This is a genomic window from Shinella sp., from assembly GCF_049651085.1.
GTDB lineage: Bacteria > Pseudomonadota > Alphaproteobacteria > Rhizobiales > Rhizobiaceae > Shinella.
This window is the reverse complement of record NZ_JBASBL010000033.1, coordinates 105,166-121,371: the sequence shown is the minus strand read 5'-3', so window position 1 is coordinate 121,371 and position 16,206 is coordinate 105,166. Positions and strand designations below refer to the sequence as shown.

Sequence of the window (16,206 nt, the reverse complement as noted above, 5' to 3'; positions counted from 1 at the left end):
GCATGAAAATCGAAGACGCCATGGTGCTGGCCGCCGGCCTTGGAACGCGCCTGCGCCCCATCACCGACACGATGCCGAAGCCGCTGGTGCCGATCGCCGGAAAGCCGATGATCGACTACGGGCTCGACGCACTGGCGGATGCGGGCGTCACGCGCGCCGTCGTCAACGTGCATCATTTCGCCGACCAGATGACGGCGCATCTGGCAAACCGCACGGTGCCGGACATCATCCTCTCCGACGAGACGGAGCAGTTGATGAACTCCGGCGGGGGACTGGCCAGGGGCCTGAAGCTGCTCGGTGCCGACCCCGTTCTGGTGATGAATGCCGATCTCTTCTGGATCGGCGAGACGCCCGGTGAAAAGACCAATCTCCAGCGGCTGGCGGAAGGCTTCGACCCCGAGCGCATGGACATGATCATGCTCTGCGTGCGGCTGGAGGACACCACCGGCCACAACGGCAAGAAGGATTTCTCACTGGACGGCGAAGGCCGCCTCACCCGTTATCGGGAGGGTAGCGGCAGCCCGGTCGTCTATGCCGGCGCGCTCGCCCTGATGCCGTCCCTGCTCGACGACGCGCCGGACGACGCCTTCAACCTCAACATCTATTTCGACCGCGCCATCGAGAAGGGCCGCCTGTTCGGCATCATGCTGGAGGGCCACTGGATCACCGTCGGTACGCCGGAGGCAATCGGCGCGGCGGAAGCCGTGATCGGCAGCTTCCGCGAGGCGCTCGCATGACACAGGATCGGGGCGGCCGCATCTATTCGATCCCGGCCAGCCTGCCCTTCCTCAGGACGGTCGCGCAGAATCTTGTCGCCGGCCGGCTGGTTCCCGGCTTCACCTATGATCCGGCCGATCCGCTGGCGCTGGCCGACGTGACGATCTATGTGCCGACCCGGCGTTCGGCCCGCGTCATCCGGTCGGAATTCGTCGATCTGTTCGGCGGGCGCTCGGCCATCCTGCCCACCATCCGCGCGCTCGGCGAGACGGATGACGACAGCGGCTTCTTCGACGAGGTGGCGCCGGCGCTCATCGACATGGCAGAGCCGCTGTCCGGCCCGACGCGCCTGCTGGAACTGGCCCGCCTTGTGCTGGCCTGGCGCAACCGGCTGCCGGCCGCCGTCACGTCCATCCATGCCGAAAGCCCGCTGGTCGCGCCGGCAAGCCCGGCCGATGCCGTCTGGCTCGCCCGCAACCTCGCCGAGATCATCGATGCGATGGAAACGGAGGAGCTGGACTGGTCGGCGCTGGAAAACCTCGACATTTCCAACCATGCCCTATGGTGGCAGCTCACCGCCGAATTCCTGAAGATCGCCAGCGAATACTGGCCGGCGCGGCTTGCCGAGCTCGGCCGTTCCTCCCCCTCGCTCCGGCGCAATGCGACCTTGCATGCCGAGACGGAGCGCTACCGCCATTCGCTGCCCGGCGGCCCGGTGATCATCGCCGGTTCGACGGGCTCCATTCCCGCCACCGCCGACCTGATCGCCGCTGTCGCAACGCTGCCGAACGGCGTCGTCATCCTGCCGGGGCTCGACGGCTTCATGTCGGATGCCGAGTGGCTGCTGGTCGGCCATCAGGGCGGTGACGGCACGCAAAAACCCGATGCGGCCTCCCGCAGCCATCCGCAATACGGCCTGCACCGCCTGCTCACCCGCATGGGACGCACCCGGAGCGACGTCGAAACACTCGGCGCTCCCGACGCACATCTCGAATACCGGTCGCACATCCTCTCCAGCGCCTTCCTGCCGACGCAGGCGACGGCCGGCTGGGGTGAGATTCGCGGCACGCTCGACGCCGGGCAGATGGGCGAGGCCTTCCGCGACGTCTCGCTGGTGGAAGCGGCAAACGAGCGCGAGGAAGCGCTGGCCATCGCCATCGCGCTGCGTTTGGCGCTGGAAGACGGCGAGGACGCCCAGGCGGCGTTGATCACGCCGGACCGCAAGCTCGGAAGGCGCGTTGCTGCAGAACTTGCCCGCTTCGGCATCGAGGCGGACGATTCGGCCGGCACGCCGCTTCTCTCGACGCCGCAGGGCACATTGCTGCGGCTCGTCGTCGAGGCGGCGCTGCGCCCCGGCGATCCGGTGCCGCTGGTCGCCCTGCTCAAGCATCCGCTGGCGCGCTTCGGCCTGACGGACGACACGATGCGCGCGGCCGTGACCGCGCTGGAGCTGACGACGCTGCGCGGCGGCACTGCGGAAATCGACATTTCGGTGCTCGAACCGCTGCTGGACGCCGCCATCGCGCAGCAGGCGAAGGATCGCCATCCGCCCGTCTGGCGCACCGCGCTGCCGGAAGAGGCCGTTTCGCTGGCCCGCCACCTGACGCGCCGGATCGCCGAAGCCGTCGAACCGCTGGCGGGCATGCTCGTGCAGCACAGCCGCACCGGGCGGCGCTTCTCCTCCAAGCTGGCCTTGTCGGACTGGTCGGAACGGACCGGCCGCGCGCTGGAGGCCGTGGCGGTGGACGAGCGCGGCGACCTTGCAACGCTCTGGTCGGGAGAAGCCGGCGACAGCCTCGCCAATCTCCTGAAAAGCGTCATCGAGACGGACGGGCAGATCGAAGCCGACGGGCCGCAATGGTGCGACATCATCGAGGCGCTGGCGGCGAGCGAAAGCGTCAAGCCGCGCTCCATGCGCCACCCGCGCGTCTTCATCTTCGGCGCGCTCGAATCGCGCCTGCAGAGCGTCGACACAGTGGTGATCGGCGGGCTCAACGAGGGCACCTGGCCGGGACAGGCGGCGAACGACGCCTTCCTCTCCCGCATCATGAAGGTCGAGATCGGCCTGGAGCCACCCGAGCGGCGCATCGGCCAGCTCGGCCACGACCTGCAAATGGCCGCAGGCGCGCCCAAGGTCGTGCTGACGCGGGCGCTGCGCAGCGGCACCGCGCCGACGGTCGCCTCGCGCTGGCTGCAACGCCTGCTCGCCGTTGGCGGCCCGGCGCTGGCAAACGACCTGCGCATTCGCGGCCGGGATTTCATCGAATGGGCGAATGCCGTCGACAAGAGCGCGCCGGTGCCGAATGCCCCCCGCCCCGCCCCGCGCCCGCCGGCAGACTTGCAGCCGAAGAAATATTCCTTCAGCGAGGTGGGGCGGCTGCGCCGCGACCCCTACGCGATCTATGCCCGGCATATCCTGCGGCTCGACCCGATCGCGCCCTTCAACCTCGATCCGGGACCGGCCGAGCGCGGCTCGCTCTATCACCGGATCGTCGACCGCTTCGTGCGCGAGGAGAAGACCGCCGAGCCGCTGGCGCTGATCGACCGTATCCTCAACGAGGAATTCGACGCGGTCGCCCTGCCCCCGCATATCGATGCCGTCTGGCGGCCGCGTTTTGCCGCCGTCGGCCGCGCCTTCGTCAACTGGCATCTTGGACGGGCGCGGGACGTGCGCGAAAGCCTAACGGAGGTGCCGGCCTCGCTCGATCTTTCCGTTGCCGGCATACGCCTCACCGGCATTGCCGACCGCATCGACATCCTGCCGGATGGCAGCGCCGATCTTCTCGACTACAAGACGGGCAGCACACCGTCGCTGAAGGTCGCCCGCGCGCTGCTCGATCCGCAGCTTGCGCTGGAGGCGGCAGCGATCAGGCGCGGCGCCTTCCGCGGCCCCGGCATTCGCGAGCCGGCGAACCTTCTCTATGTGCGCCTCAAGCCCGGCGAACGGTTCAAGGCCGAGCAGGTCAACAATGAGCAGGCGAAATCCGCCAATGCGACGCCGAAATCCGCTTCAGAGCTTGCCGAGGAATCGCTCACGGAGCTGGAAAAGCTGCTGACGGGCCTGATCGAGGGGCGCTACGGGTTTGCATCCCGGCTCATACCCGAGCAGGAACGAAGCTATGGCGGGGAGTACGACCATCTGGCGCGCGTCGCCGAATGGTCTTCCGCAGAAAACAGCGAGGAGAGCGACGATGCTTGAGGAAGATCGGCCCGTCTCCGCAGATCCCGCCGCCTGGCTGAGCTGGACGTCGCAGAAACAGGCGACGGCCTCCGATCCCGGCCGCTCCGCCTGGGTTTCGGCCAATGCCGGCTCGGGCAAGACGCACGTCCTGACGCAGCGGGTCATCCGCCTGCTTCTGGCCGGCTGCCGGCCGTCCGCCATTCTCTGCCTGACCTATACCAAGGCCGCCGCCTCCGAAATGTCGAACCGCGTCTTCGAGCGGCTTGCCGAATGGGCGACCCTTTCCGACGAGGCGCTTTGCGACCGCGTGGCGGCCATCGAGGGCGAGCGGCCCGGCCTCTTCAAGCTCGCCGAGGCGCGGCGCCTCTTCGCCCGGGCGCTGGAAACGCCGGGCGGGTTGAAGATCCAGACCATCCACGCCTTCTGCGAGGCGCTGCTGCACCAGTTTCCGCTGGAAGCCAATGTCGCCGGGCATTTTTCCGTTCTCGACGACCGGGCCGCGACCGTGTTGCTGGCCGATGCCCGCCGCACGCTCCTGACCGCGACGACCAACGAGGACGACGGAGCGCTCGCAAGCGCCTTCGCCACCGTGCTCGACATTGCCGACGATACCGGGCTGGAGCGGCTGATTTCCGATATCGTCGCCAGCCGCGGTCCGATCCACGAATTCCTCGAAGCCGCCGACGAAGCGGGTGGCATGGATGCGGTGCTGCGGCGCGAAACCGGCCTTGCACCTAGCGAGACCGCGGAGGATATCCTCGCCGCCTTCTGGCCGCTCGACGGCCTGCAGGGCGCGGTGCTCGAATCCTATCTCGCCGCGGCGGAAAGCCTTGGCAGCGAGACGGTGAAGACGTCGGCCGCCGGCCTGCGCGGACTTGCACGCCTGACGGACGCCGAGGCGCGCCGGGCGGGGCTCGCCGATCTCTTCTTCACGGCAGCAGGCGCGCCGCGCAGCCTGGATCGTTCGTTCCTGTCGAAGAAGGTGAAGGACAGCGCACCGCAATTCGAAGCCGCGCTGCTTGCCGCACAAAGCCACGTCATCGCCTGCGACGACCGGCTGCGGCGCTTTCGCATGTACGAAGCGACGCAGGCGGCCCTCATCATCGCCGAGCGGCTGATCGGCGACTATGAGGACCTGAAGCGGGCGCGCAGCCTTCTCGATTTCAACGACCTGATCGACCGCACCGCGGCGCTTCTGACGCGCGACAAGGTCAGCGCCTGGGTGCACTACAAGCTCGACCAGGGCATCGACCATATCCTCGTCGACGAGGCGCAGGACACCAGCCCGCGGCAATGGCAGATCGTCAAGGCGCTGACCGACGACTTCTTCGCCGGCAAAACGGCGCGCGTGACGGGGCGCACGATCTTCGCCGTGGGCGACGAGAAACAGTCGATCTACTCCTTCCAGGGCGCGCGCCCGGAGCGCTTTGCCGAGGAAGGCCGGGAGGTATCGAGGCGAACGCGGGCGGCAGACACCGCCTTCAGCCCGATCCGCCTGCTGCTGTCCTTCCGCTCGACGCGCGACGTGCTTTCGGCCGTCGACCGGGTCTTTCTCGACCCCGCCAATGCGCGCGGCCTGTCGCCGGATGGCGACGAGATCGTGCATGCCTCGAACCGTGGCCGCGAGCCGGGCGCGGTCGACATCTGGGACGTGATCGCCGCGCCGCCGGGCCTCGATGAAGAGGACTGGACGGCGCCGTTCGATGCGGTTGCCGAGGAAGCACCGATCAATGTGCTGGCGCGCCGCATCGCCGATACGCTCGCCGGCTGGATCGGCCAGGAGACCGTGACGGAAAAGGGCAAGACACGGCGAATGGAGGCCGGCGACGTCATCGTTCTGGTGCGCAAGCGCGATGCCTTCGTCAACGCCCTGACCCGCACGCTGAAGCAGCGGCACAACCTGCCCGTGGCCGGTGCCGACCGGCTGGTGCTGACGAAGCATATCGCCGTGCAGGACCTGATGGCGCTCGGCCGTTTCGCGGTCTTGCCGCAGGACGACCTTTCGCTGGCTTCCCTGCTGAAAAGCCCGCTCTTCGGCCTCGACGAGGATGCGCTGTTCGCCCTTGCCGCCCAGCGCGCCGAAAGACAAAGCCTTTGGGCGCGGCTGCGCGAAATGGCGGAAACGGATGCGGCGCTTTCCCCCATCGTTCGCCGGCTCGAGGGCACGATCCGCGATGCGCGCGGCCAGTCCGTGCATGATTTCTATGCCCGCATTCTCGGTGCGGGCGGCGGGCGGCGGGCGTTCCTTGCCCGGCTCGGCGTGGAGGCCGGCGAGATCATCGACGAATTCCTGACCTTCGCGCTCGACCAGGAGGAAAACGGCCTGCCGGGATTGCAGGCATTCGTCTCGACGCTGGAGCTTGAGGCCCCGACGGTCAAGCGCGAGCAGGACAAGGCGCGCGGCGAGATCCGCATCATGACAGTGCATGCCGCCAAGGGACTGGAAGCGCCGGTCGTCTTCCTCGTCGATGGCGGTGCGAAGCCGTTCAGTTCAAGCCACATGCCGCAGCTGCGCTTCCTGTCCGCACCCGGCCTTGCCGGCGGCCTGCCGGCCTGGCTGCCGCTGAAGGATCTCGGCAACGAGCTGTCCGGGGCCGATGCCGAGCGCATCAAGGCCGGGGCCGAGGAAGAGTACCGCCGCCTGCTCTATGTGGCGATGACCCGCGCCGCCGACCGGCTCGTCGTGTGCGGCTATCGCGGAAAGCTGGAGAACAAGGACACCTGGCACCCGATGATCGCGGCGGCGCTTTCGGCCGATGGCGAGCGGTGCGTGGAAACGACCTTTGCGACGGCGGGCGAGAGCTGGCAGGGATTTTCCTGGCGCGAGGCCGGCGCGGCGGCTCCGGGCGACGTCGTCGTCGTGAGCATTGAGGAAAAGGTGAAGGTAGCCTTGCCGGATGCGCTCGGCCGGCCCCTGCCGCCGCAGAAGGCCCTGCCGCGGCCGCTCAGCCCTTCGGGCGCGGCCGCCGTGATCGAGACGGATACGGCCGATCTTCTGGTTCCCTCCGCGCTCTTTGGCCGGAAGGGCGGTGCGCACGGCACCGGCCTTGCGCTGGAGCGCGGGCGCATCCTGCACCGCTTCCTGCAGGTCCTGCCCTCCTTCAGTCCGGCAGAGCGGCCGGCCGCGGCACAGCGCTATCTCGCGCGGGCGGCCGCCCATTGGCCGGAAAGCGCACGCATGTCGCTCGTTGCAGCGGCGCTGGCCGTGATCGGCGACGCCAGCCTTGCCTCGATCTTCTCGCCCGCCGCACGGGCGGAAGTCTCGATCATGGGCACGCTGACGCTCGGCAGCCGGGACTTTGCCGTCTCGGGCCGGATCGACCGCATGACGGTCAGCGAGGATGCTGTCGAGATCGTCGATTTCAAGACGAACCGCGTGCCGCCGACCTCGACGGAGGAGATCCCGTTCGAGCATCGGGCGCAGCTTGCGATCTACCGCGCGATCCTTGCTCCGCTCTATCCGGGACGGGAAATCCGCTGCGGGCTGATCTACACGGAAGCGGCGAAAACCTACTGGCTGGAGGCCGGCCGCATGGATGCGAGCCTTGCCGAACTCGGTTCAAAGTGAGATACCGAAAGGGACGATCCGCTGCCGACCGGGCCTTGAAACCGGGCACCGGCTGCATACATCTTGTACAACATCACCATTCAAGGAGAGCCGCATGGCTACCGTAAAAGTCGACCAATCCAATTTCGAGGCCGAAGTGCTGAATTCCGCAGAGCCGGTCGTCGTCGATTTCTGGGCCGAATGGTGCGGCCCGTGCAAGATGATCGCGCCCGCGCTGGAAGAAATCTCTGCCGAACTCGCCGGCAAGGTGAAGGTCGCCAAGCTCAACATCGACGAAAATCCGGAACTTGCCGCCAAGTTCGGCGTGCGCTCCATCCCGACGCTCGCCATCTTCAAGGGCGGCGAAGTGGCCGACATCAAGGTCGGCGCAGCGCCGAAGACGGCCCTTTCCTCCTGGATTTCCGGCGCCGCCTGATCGGCCTCTAGACTGGACCAATCAAGCCCGGCCTTCGCGCCGGGCTTTTTCTTTTCAGGTGGGCGGCGTGCCGTTGTCGGCGAGCACATCGCCGACGAGATAGAGTGAGCCGCCGATCAGGATGCGCGGCGGGACCGCGTCTTCCTCCGTGATGCGGCCGATTTCGGCAAGCGCATCGGCAACCAGCGACAGCGGTTCGGCTTCAAGGCCGGCGCGGGCTGCGTCATCGGCCAGCGATACCGGGTCCAGCCCGGCGTCCGATCCACGGATCGGCACGGTGAAGACCCGCTCGGCCAGGCCGCGGAACGGTTCGAAATAGCCGACCGGATCCTTGGTGTTGATCATACCGGTGATGAGGAAGAGCGGACGCGGATCGCGCTCCTCGAAATTCGCCATGGTTTCGGCGATCACCTGCCCGGCGCCGGGATTGTGCCCGCCATCCACCCAGATCTCGCTACCGCGCGGGGCAACCCGCAACAATGCGCCATCCGAGAGGCGCTGCAGGCGGCCCGGCCATTCGACATGGACGAGACCCAGTTCCAGCGCCTTGTCGGAAATGGCAAAGCCGGCAGCCTTGACGGCGCGGATCGCCACGGCCGCGTTGGCATATTGGTGGCGGCCCGGCAGGCGCGGCAAGGGCAGGTCGGCAAGGCCGAATTCGTCCTGGTAGACCAGGCGGCCATATTCCTCATGCGCCATGAAATCCTGGCCATAGACGGCATGCGGGCAGCCGAGCCGTTCGGCCGTCTCGATCAGCACGTCGCGGGCAGCATCCTCCGACTGGTAGCCGATGACCACAGGCACGCCGCGCTTGATGATGCCGGCCTTCTCTGCCGCAATGAGCTCCACACGATCGCCGAGATAGGCCTGATGATCGAGGGAAATCGGCATGATGACCGAGATGGCGGCGTGCGGGATGACGTTCGTCGCGTCGAAGCGGCCGCCGAGGCCAACCTCGATGATCGCGACATCCGCCGGATGCTCGGCGAACAGCAGGAAGGTGACGGCCGTCAGGATTTCGAAGACGGTGATCTTTTCACCGCCATTGGCCTGTGCCACGCGGCGCACCGCGTCGGCCAGAACGGCGTCCCCGACGAACTGCCCGCGGCCGCCCTTGACGCCGAGGCGGTAGCGCTCGTGCCAGTTGACGAGATGCGGCGAGGTATGGACGTGGACGCTGAGACCCTCGGCCTCGAGGATCGAACGGCAGAAGGCCGTGACCGACCCCTTGCCGTTGGTGCCGGCCACATGGATGACCGGCGGCAGTTTGAGATGCGGATCGCCGAGCGCTGCAAGCAGCCGCGTGATGCGGTCCAGCGAAAGATCGAACCCTTTGGGATGGAGGCCGAGAAGCTTCTCGATCTCCGCTGCCGCTTCGCTGGCCGTTACCATCGACATGCCGCCCTCGCCAATCCGGCTTACTGGGCCGCGATGGCGACAGCGCTGTTCGCCACGGCGGACGTCGCCGGCTTTTTCATCAGGATCTTCAGGAGACGGGCCAGCGTATCGGGAATGTCATGGCGCTTGACGACCATGTCGATCATGCCGTGCTCCAGCAGATATTCCGCCGTCTGGAAGCCCTCGGGGAGCTTCTCGCGGATCGTCTGCTCGATGACGCGCTTGCCGGCAAAGCAGATTTCCGCGCCCGGTTCGGCCATATGGATATCGCCCAGCATGGCGTAGGAGGCCGTCACGCCGCCCGTCGTCGGATTGGTGAGCACGACGATGTAGGGCTGGCCGGCTTCTTTCAGCATTTCCACGACAACGGTGGTGCGCGGCAGCTGCATCAGCGAGAGGATGCCTTCCTGCATGCGCGCGCCGCCCGAGGCGGGGAACATGACCAGCGGGCACTTTTCGGCGATCGCCCGCTCGAAGGCCTTGATGATCGCCTCGCCCGCGGCAATGCCGAGCGAGCCGGCCATGAAGTTGAATTCGTGCACGACACCGACGAGCTTGACGCCACGCACCTTGCCGACGCCGGCGACGATCGTGTCTTCCAGCTCGGTCTTGGCGCGGCTGTCACGCAGACGGTCCACGTACTTCTTCGAATCGCGGAACTTCAGTGGATCCTGCGCAACCTTCGGCTGCTGCAGGGCCTCGTAGACGCCATCGTCGAAGAGGTCCTTGAGACGCGCCTTGGCCGGCATCTTCATGTGGTAGCCCGATGCCGGGATGACCCACTTGTTTTCCTCGAGATCGCGGTGGAACACCATCTCTCCGGTTTCCGGGCACTTGATCCAGAGATTCTCGGGCACGTCCCGGTCGGGGCGGCCAAACATCGAGTTGATCTTCGGCCGAACGTAATTTGTGATCCAGTTCACGGTCTAGACTCCCGTTGTCGCTTTTGCGCAATCCCGAACGGAAAGCCGCATCGGGCTTTTCCTGGAATTGCTCTTATCCATTCCCATGTGGGACTTTCATTCCGCCGCCGCAAGGCGCGCACCGCGCACGCCCGAGGCAAGGCTCATCACCAGCGTCTCGACACCGGCAACGGTGGCGGCGCTGGCCTTGCCTTCCGCAGTCAGGCTGGAGGCGATCTGGTTGACGATCGCCGTACCGACGACCACCCCATCCGCCGCAGCCCCGATGGCGCGGGCATGCTCGGCCGTCTTGACGCCGAAGCCGACGCAGACCGGCAGATTCGTATGCGCCTTGATGCGCCCGACGGCGCCGCCGACCAGCGACGGATCCGGCAGGGCCGAGCCGGTAATGCCGTTCATCGAGACGTAGTAGACGAAGCCGGAGGTGTTTTTCAGAACGGCCGGCAAGCGCTTCTCATCGGTTGTCGGCGTTGCCAGACGGATGAAATTGACGCCCTTTGCAATAGCCGGCAGGCACAGTTCATCGTCCATTTCCGGCGGCAGATCGACGACGATCAGGCCGTCGATGCCGGCTTCAAGCGCATCGTCGAGGAACCGATCGACACCATAGATATAGATCGGATTGTAGTAGCCCATCAGCACGATCGGCGTCGCATCGTCCGACTTGCGGAAGTCGCGGGCCATCTGGATCGTCTTGGCGAGCGTCTGGCCGCCCTTCAGCGCGCGCTGGCCGGCCAGCTGGATCGCCGGGCCGTCGGCCATCGGATCGGAAAAGGGCATGCCCAGTTCGATCACGTCGGCGCCCGCCTTCGGCAGCGCCTTCATGATCTCGAGCGAGCTGGCATAATCCGGATCGCCGGCCATGAAATAGGTGACAAGGGCCGGGCGTCCTTCGGCGGCGAGATCCGCAAAGCGTTTGTCCATGCGTGCGGTCATCTTACAGCTCCATACCGAGGATCTTGCCGACGGTGAAGATATCCTTGTCGCCGCGGCCGGAGAGGTTCATCAGGATGATCTGGTCCTTGCCCATATTAGGCGCGCGCTTGATCACCTCTGCGATAGCATGGCTCGGCTCCAGCGCCGGGATGATGCCCTCGAGCCTCGTCAGAAGCTGGAAGGCCTCCAGCGCCTCGTCGTCCATGATCGGCACATATTCGGCGCGACCCGTTTCGTGCAGCCAGGCATGTTCCGGGCCGATGCCGGGATAATCGAGGCCGGCGGAAATCGAATGGCCTTCCTTGATCTGGCCGTCCGCATCCTGAAGCAGATAGGTACGGTTGCCGTGCAACACGCCGGGCGAACCGGCCGTCAGCGAGGCACAGTGCTCCTCGCCGTCGAGACCCTTGCCGCCCGCTTCGACGCCGACGATCCGAACGCCCTTGTCGTCAAGGAAGGGATGGAAGATGCCGATGGCGTTGGAGCCACCGCCGACAGCCGCGATCACCATATCGGGCAGGCGGCCTTCGGCGGCGAGAATCTGCTCGCGCGCTTCCGTGCCGATCACCGCCTGGAAATCACGCACCAGCTCCGGATAGGGATGCGGGCCGGCAGCGGTGCCGATCAGGTAATAAGTATCGTCGACATTGGTGACCCAGTCGCGCAGCGCCTCGTTCATGGCGTCCTTGAGCGTGCCGTGACCGGCGGTCACGGGGCGGACTTCCGCCCCAAGCAGCTTCATGCGGAAGACGTTCGGCGCCTGGCGCTCGACATCCGTTGCGCCCATGTAGACGACGCAGGGAAAACCGAAGCGCGCGGCAACCGTGGCCGAGGCCACGCCATGCTGGCCGGCGCCGGTTTCCGCGATGATGCGCGTCTTGCCCATGCGCTTGGCAAGCAGGATCTGGCCGATGCAGTTGTTGATCTTGTGCGAGCCGGTGTGATTCAGCTCCTCACGCTTGAAATAGATCTTCGCGCCGCCGAGATGCTGCGTCAGGCGCTCGGCATAATAGAGCGGGCTCGGGCGGCCGATATAATGGGCGCCGAGATGCTTGAGTTCGGCCTGGAAGGCGGGATCGGTCTTCGCCTTGTTCCATTCTTCCTGAAGGTCCAGGATCAACGGCATCAGGGTTTCGGCGACGAAGCGGCCCCCAAAAATGCCGAAACGGCCGTCCTCGTCCGGACCCTCGCGGTACGAATTCAGGTTGGGTGACTGGTTCACTTGCTTCTCCCTGCGACGGCGGTCTCGCGTTCCGCTTTTCGCGCCGCCTCAAAAAACGCTTCCATCAGGCCGAGATCCTTGACGCCCGGTGCACTCTCGACCCCGGAACTGAGGTCGATGCCCGGCGCGCCGGTCAGCCGAATGGCCTCGGCGAGGTTATCCTTGTTCAGCCCACCCGAAAGCATGTAATCGACGCCCCCGTCAAGCAGATGCATGAGCGACCAGTCGAAGGTGACGCCGTTGCCGCCCGGCAGCTCCGAGCCCGCCGGGGGCTTGGCATCGAACAGGAACCGGTCGGCAATGCCGATATAGGGGTCGATCTTCTTGAAATCGTCCGCCTCGCGCACAGAAAAGGCCTTCATCACCGGCAGGCCATAGACCGCCTTGAGGTTCAGCACCCGTTCGGGGCTTTCGCTGCCATGCAGTTGCAGGATATCCGGCGCAAGCTGGTCGACGATCTCGTCGAGGAGATCGTTGTCGGCATTCACGGTGACGGCAACGATCTTCGCACGGCCGCGTGCGCGCTCGGCAAGATGGCCGGCATCCGAGGGCTCGATGTTGCGCGGGCTTTTCGGAAAGAAGATGAAGCCGACATGGCTGGCGCCCAGGGATACAGCCTTGTCGACGGCCTCCTCGGTCTTCAATCCGCAGATCTTGATGTCGAGTGTCATGGCGCAGGAAGTCGCACGAATCCAGTGAAGAGTCGAGCCGAAAGACGGTGCGGCCCGCCCGCAAGGGGCGGCTCTTGCACGGGCGCGCGGCGGGCCCATATGGGGGGTGAAACAAGAACGGAGACAACCATGCGGCTCATCATTGCCATCCTTCTGCCCTTCCTCGTGTTTTTCACCATCGGGCGGCCGATTGCCGGCATCATCTGCCTCATTCTGCAGATCACGCTGATCGGCTGGCTGCCGGCGGCGATCTGGGCCGTCTATGCGCTGGGGCAGTACAATACCGACAAGAAGATCCGCGAAGTTCTGGCGGACAGGGGCCGGTAAGCCTCGCAGCCGATCGCTGACGGGAGACCGCTTCAGCCGAAATCGATTGCGTGCAACAGGCTGCCGTTGCGCTTCAGCCAGCGCTTGGCGTCATCCGTTGTCGGGCAGAGCTGCTCGCAGAGCGACCAGAACGCCGGGCTGTGGTTCATCTCGCGAAGATGCGCCACTTCATGGGCGGCGAGATAGTCGATGACATGGGGCGGCGCCATGGCGATGCGCCAGGAGAAGCTGAGCGCGCCGTCCGCCGAGCAGGAACCCCAGCGGCTGCGGGTATCGCGCAAGGTCAGGGACTTGACGCGCCGGCCGATGCGGCCGGCATGGACGGCGACGAGCCGTTCCAGCTCCAGCCGTGCCTCCTTCTTCAGGAAATCGCTGATGCGGCGCGGAATGCTTTCCTCCATGCCGCCCACAAGCAGCACCGCCTCGTCGTCGACGAGGACCGCCTCGGTCAATCCGCGCAGCCGTCCCGTCGCCTCGATGCGGTGGGAAACGCCGCGGATCATCACGTAGCCGCCATCCGCCAATTCGTTCGTCGTGCGGAATTTGGCGAGCTTCGTCATCAGCCAGCCCTGATGACGATCGAGGAATTCATGGATTTCGCGCTCGGGAAGGCCATTCGGCACGGTCATGCGCAGCGCCCTGCCACCGGGCTCGATGCGCAGCGTCAGGCGCGTTGCGCGCAGGTCGCGCCGGATCGTCAGCGGCAGGCGCTTGCCGTTGACGTCGATCTCGCGCCGTTCCGGCGGAGGCGGCGCCTTCAGGGCTTTGCGGGGCTTGCGAGCCAAGGAAAACATACCGTCTTTCATAGCCGATTCGGCACAAACTGAAACGCCTCAACGAAAAACCGGCGCCTGAGGCGCCGGTCCTGTTCTCGTTCTTCCAGGTGAGCCTACGTGGCAGGGAAGCCCGGGACATTGCCCTGACCGTTGGCGCGGCGTTCGCGCATGAAGCGGTCGAACTCCTCCTGGTCCTTGGCGCGACGCAGCTCACGCACATAGGAATCGAACTCCTCGCGCATCTCGTCGAGCTTGCGGCGCTCCTCGTCCAGGCGAGAGAGTTCGGCGTCACGCCAGTCGTCGAAGGCGACGTTGCCGGTGGCGCTGCGGAAGGCGTGGCCGCGACGCCCGCCGAACTTGCTGCGGCACGAGGCGAACATGTTGTCGACGGTCCCGTTGGCGTCCTTCTTGAAGTTTTTCAGGCGGTCGCCAAAGATGATGTAGGCGAGCATGGCAAGGCCGAGCGGCCAGAACACCACGAAGCCAAGCACCATCAGGGCGATGGTCGCAGGCGTCCAGTCCGGACGGATCAGTGCTGACTGGTTCATAGGCAATCTTCCTCACGATCGGCGGAAACCACCTCGGTTTCCGGTGTTTTCGATGTGGGCAGAGCGCCGATCACGTTCAAGACAAGGCCGGCCGAATTCGGGCAAGTGCCTGAAAGGGGCCCGAAAAATCAGGAGGCAGCGCCTGATTTTCCACCCTTGATGACGCGCGGAACCGGCTTTGCCTTCTCGCTTGCGCCATGCTCGGCAATGAAGGAGAGGATGCGCGGCGCAATCTCCTTGCGGAAGCGCGAACCGTTGAAGACGCCATAGTGACCGACATCCGGCTGCATGTAGTGCATGCGCATCGTATCGGGGATGTTGGTGCAGATGGTCTGCGCCGCCCTGGTCTGGCCGACGCCGGAAATGTCGTCGTTCTCGCCCTCGACGGTGAGCAGCGCCACCTTGCGGATCGCCTTCGTATCGACGGGGCGCGAGCGGTGCATCATCTCACCCTTCGGCAAAGCGTGCTTCATGAACACCGTTTCAACCGTCTGGAGGTAGAATTCGGCGGTCAGGTCCATGACGGCGAGATACTCGTCATAGAAGTCGCGGTGCTTTTCGGCAGCATCCCCGTCGTTCTTCACCAGATGGGCGAAGAACTCCTTGTGGGCGATGACGTGGCGGTCGAGATTCATCGACATGAAGCCGGAAAGCTGGAGGAAGCCCGGATAGACCATGCGCATGCAGCCGGGCTGCGGCCACGGCACCGGCATGATGACATTGTCGCGGAACCAGTCGATCGGCTTTTCTTCGGCGAGCTTGTTGACGGCTGTCGGGTTGATGCGCGTATCGATCGGCCCACCCATCAAGGTCATGGTCGAGGGCGACAGCGGATCGTTGTCGGCTTCCATGACGGCGACGGCCGCCAGTACCGGCACGGCCGGCTGGCAGACGGCGATGACATGGGTATCCGGCCCGAGCGCATGCAGCATCTCGATGACATAATCGATGTAATCGTCAAGATCGAAGCTGCCGTCCGACAGCGGCACCATGCGCGCATCCAGCCAGTCGGTGATATGGACTTCGGCATGCGGCAGCAGCGCCTCGACGGTACCGCGCAGCAGCGTCGCATAGTGGCCGGACATCGGCGCGACGATGAGGACCTTGGGGTCCTTGCGGTGGCCTGCCGGCAGACAGCGCTCGAAATGGATGAGATTGCAGAACGGCCGCTTCCAGACGATCTTTTCATGCACGGAGACGTCCTGGCCGTCGATGACCGTGACGGGAAGGCCGAATTCCGGCTTGCCGTAGCGCCGGGTGGTGCGCTCGAGAACCTCGAAGCCTGCATCCATCGTGCGGCCGAGATAGGTATGCGCCATCGGATTGAGCGGATTGCGCAAGGCGATGCGCATCTGATCCGCGGCTGCGCGCCAGGGCGCCATCATCGCATGATTGAGTTCGTAGAGCTGATAATACATCGAACGCGATACCCCTTCTGGGTGCGGGCTCAAATCTCTTGCGCCGCCACCCGGTTTCCGCAGTTGCGAAAACACTAACAGGTTTTCGCTGCGTGGCAACAAGTCA

Annotated in this window: 13 protein-coding genes; 5 read left to right on the top strand and 8 right to left on the bottom strand. The window is 65.6% G+C overall.

What is annotated here, in order from left to right; genetic code table 11:
• The first annotated feature begins 2 nt into the window (after positions 1–2).
• The 4 genes from WA950_RS22940 (at position 3) to trxA (ending at position 7,881) form a co-directional block, all read left to right on the top strand.
• Complete coding sequence (locus WA950_RS22940) at positions 3–737, top strand: nucleotidyltransferase family protein (protein WP_424554059.1); 735 nt, start codon at positions 3–5, stop codon at positions 735–737.
• On the top strand, positions 734–3,916 hold the full coding sequence (gene addB, locus WA950_RS22935; protein ID WP_424554058.1) for a double-strand break repair protein AddB: 3,183 nt from the start codon (positions 734–736) through the stop codon (positions 3,914–3,916). The genes WA950_RS22940 and addB overlap by 4 nt, the downstream gene beginning before the upstream one ends.
• Complete coding sequence (addA, locus tag WA950_RS22930) at positions 3,909–7,466, top strand: double-strand break repair helicase AddA (protein WP_424554057.1); 3,558 nt, start codon at positions 3,909–3,911, stop codon at positions 7,464–7,466. The genes addB and addA overlap by 8 nt, the downstream gene beginning before the upstream one ends.
• Positions 7,467–7,560: 94 nt before the next feature.
• Complete coding sequence (trxA, locus tag WA950_RS22925; RefSeq protein ID WP_424554056.1) at positions 7,561–7,881, top strand: thioredoxin; 321 nt, start codon at positions 7,561–7,563, stop codon at positions 7,879–7,881.
• Positions 7,882–7,935: 54 nt separating this feature from the next.
• Here the strand turns inward: trxA and WA950_RS22920 are convergent, their stop codons facing one another.
• The 5 genes from WA950_RS22920 to WA950_RS22900 all read right to left on the bottom strand — a co-directional run bounded on the left by WA950_RS22920 (position 7,936) and on the right by WA950_RS22900 (position 13,031).
• On the bottom strand, positions 7,936–9,279 hold the full coding sequence (locus WA950_RS22920; protein ID WP_424554055.1) for a bifunctional folylpolyglutamate synthase/dihydrofolate synthase: 1,344 nt from the start codon (positions 9,277–9,279) through the stop codon (positions 7,936–7,938).
• A gap of 20 nt (positions 9,280–9,299) precedes the next feature.
• On the bottom strand, positions 9,300–10,202 hold the full coding sequence (accD, locus tag WA950_RS22915; RefSeq protein ID WP_424554054.1) for an acetyl-CoA carboxylase, carboxyltransferase subunit beta: 903 nt from the start codon (positions 10,200–10,202) through the stop codon (positions 9,300–9,302).
• 96 nt (positions 10,203–10,298) lie between these two features.
• Positions 10,299–11,138: a tryptophan synthase subunit alpha gene (gene trpA, locus WA950_RS22910; RefSeq protein WP_424554053.1), complete on the bottom strand. Its 840-nt coding sequence runs from the start codon at positions 11,136–11,138 to the stop codon at positions 10,299–10,301.
• Between the two features lies 1 nt (position 11,139).
• Positions 11,140–12,360, bottom strand: a complete 1,221-nt coding sequence (gene trpB / locus WA950_RS22905; protein ID WP_424554052.1) for a tryptophan synthase subunit beta — start codon at positions 12,358–12,360, stop codon at positions 11,140–11,142.
• The gene (locus tag WA950_RS22900) at positions 12,357–13,031 is read right to left on the bottom strand and encodes a phosphoribosylanthranilate isomerase (RefSeq protein WP_424554051.1); all 675 of its coding nucleotides are present in this window, start codon (positions 13,029–13,031) and stop codon (positions 12,357–12,359) included. Before WA950_RS22900 ends, trpB begins: the two co-directional genes overlap by 4 nt.
• 129 nt (positions 13,032–13,160) lie before the next feature.
• Between WA950_RS22900 and WA950_RS22895 the strand changes: the two genes are divergently transcribed.
• Entirely contained in the window at positions 13,161–13,358 is a 198-nt protein-coding gene (locus WA950_RS22895) for a YqaE/Pmp3 family membrane protein (protein WP_424554050.1), read from the top strand.
• 32 nt (positions 13,359–13,390) lie between these two features.
• Here WA950_RS22895 and WA950_RS22890 read toward each other — a convergent pair whose 3' ends face one another.
• From WA950_RS22890 to phaZ, 3 genes are all read right to left on the bottom strand, one after another.
• Entirely contained in the window at positions 13,391–14,152 is a 762-nt protein-coding gene (locus tag WA950_RS22890; RefSeq protein WP_424554049.1) for a M48 family metallopeptidase, read from the bottom strand.
• A gap of 95 nt (positions 14,153–14,247) precedes the next feature.
• The gene (locus WA950_RS22885; protein WP_424554048.1) at positions 14,248–14,682 is read right to left on the bottom strand and encodes a DUF2852 domain-containing protein; all 435 of its coding nucleotides are present in this window, start codon (positions 14,680–14,682) and stop codon (positions 14,248–14,250) included.
• 128 nt (positions 14,683–14,810) lie between these two features.
• The gene (gene phaZ / locus WA950_RS22880; protein ID WP_424554047.1) at positions 14,811–16,100 is read right to left on the bottom strand and encodes a polyhydroxyalkanoate depolymerase; all 1,290 of its coding nucleotides are present in this window, start codon (positions 16,098–16,100) and stop codon (positions 14,811–14,813) included.
• Positions 16,101–16,206 lie beyond the last annotated feature (106 nt).

Coding starts and splice junctions, on each gene's coding strand:
- WA950_RS22940 (WP_424554059.1), top strand. CDS start 3: ATGAAAATCGAAGACGCCATGGTGCTGGCCGCCGGCCTTGGAACGCGC.
- addB (WP_424554058.1), top strand. CDS start 734: ATGACACAGGATCGGGGCGGCCGCATCTATTCGATCCCGGCCAGCCTG.
- addA (WP_424554057.1), top strand. CDS start 3,909: ATGCTTGAGGAAGATCGGCCCGTCTCCGCAGATCCCGCCGCCTGGCTG.
- trxA (WP_424554056.1), top strand. CDS start 7,561: ATGGCTACCGTAAAAGTCGACCAATCCAATTTCGAGGCCGAAGTGCTG.
- WA950_RS22920 (WP_424554055.1), bottom strand. CDS start 9,279: ATGTCGATGGTAACGGCCAGCGAAGCGGCAGCGGAGATCGAGAAGCTT.
- trpA (WP_424554053.1), bottom strand. CDS start 11,138: ATGACCGCACGCATGGACAAACGCTTTGCGGATCTCGCCGCCGAAGGA.
- WA950_RS22900 (WP_424554051.1), bottom strand. CDS start 13,031: ATGACACTCGACATCAAGATCTGCGGATTGAAGACCGAGGAGGCCGTC.
- WA950_RS22895 (WP_424554050.1), top strand. CDS start 13,161: ATGCGGCTCATCATTGCCATCCTTCTGCCCTTCCTCGTGTTTTTCACC.
- WA950_RS22890 (WP_424554049.1), bottom strand. CDS start 14,152: ATGTTTTCCTTGGCTCGCAAGCCCCGCAAAGCCCTGAAGGCGCCGCCT.
- WA950_RS22885 (WP_424554048.1), bottom strand. CDS start 14,682: ATGAACCAGTCAGCACTGATCCGTCCGGACTGGACGCCTGCGACCATC.
- phaZ (WP_424554047.1), bottom strand. CDS start 16,100: ATGTATTATCAGCTCTACGAACTCAATCATGCGATGATGGCGCCCTGG.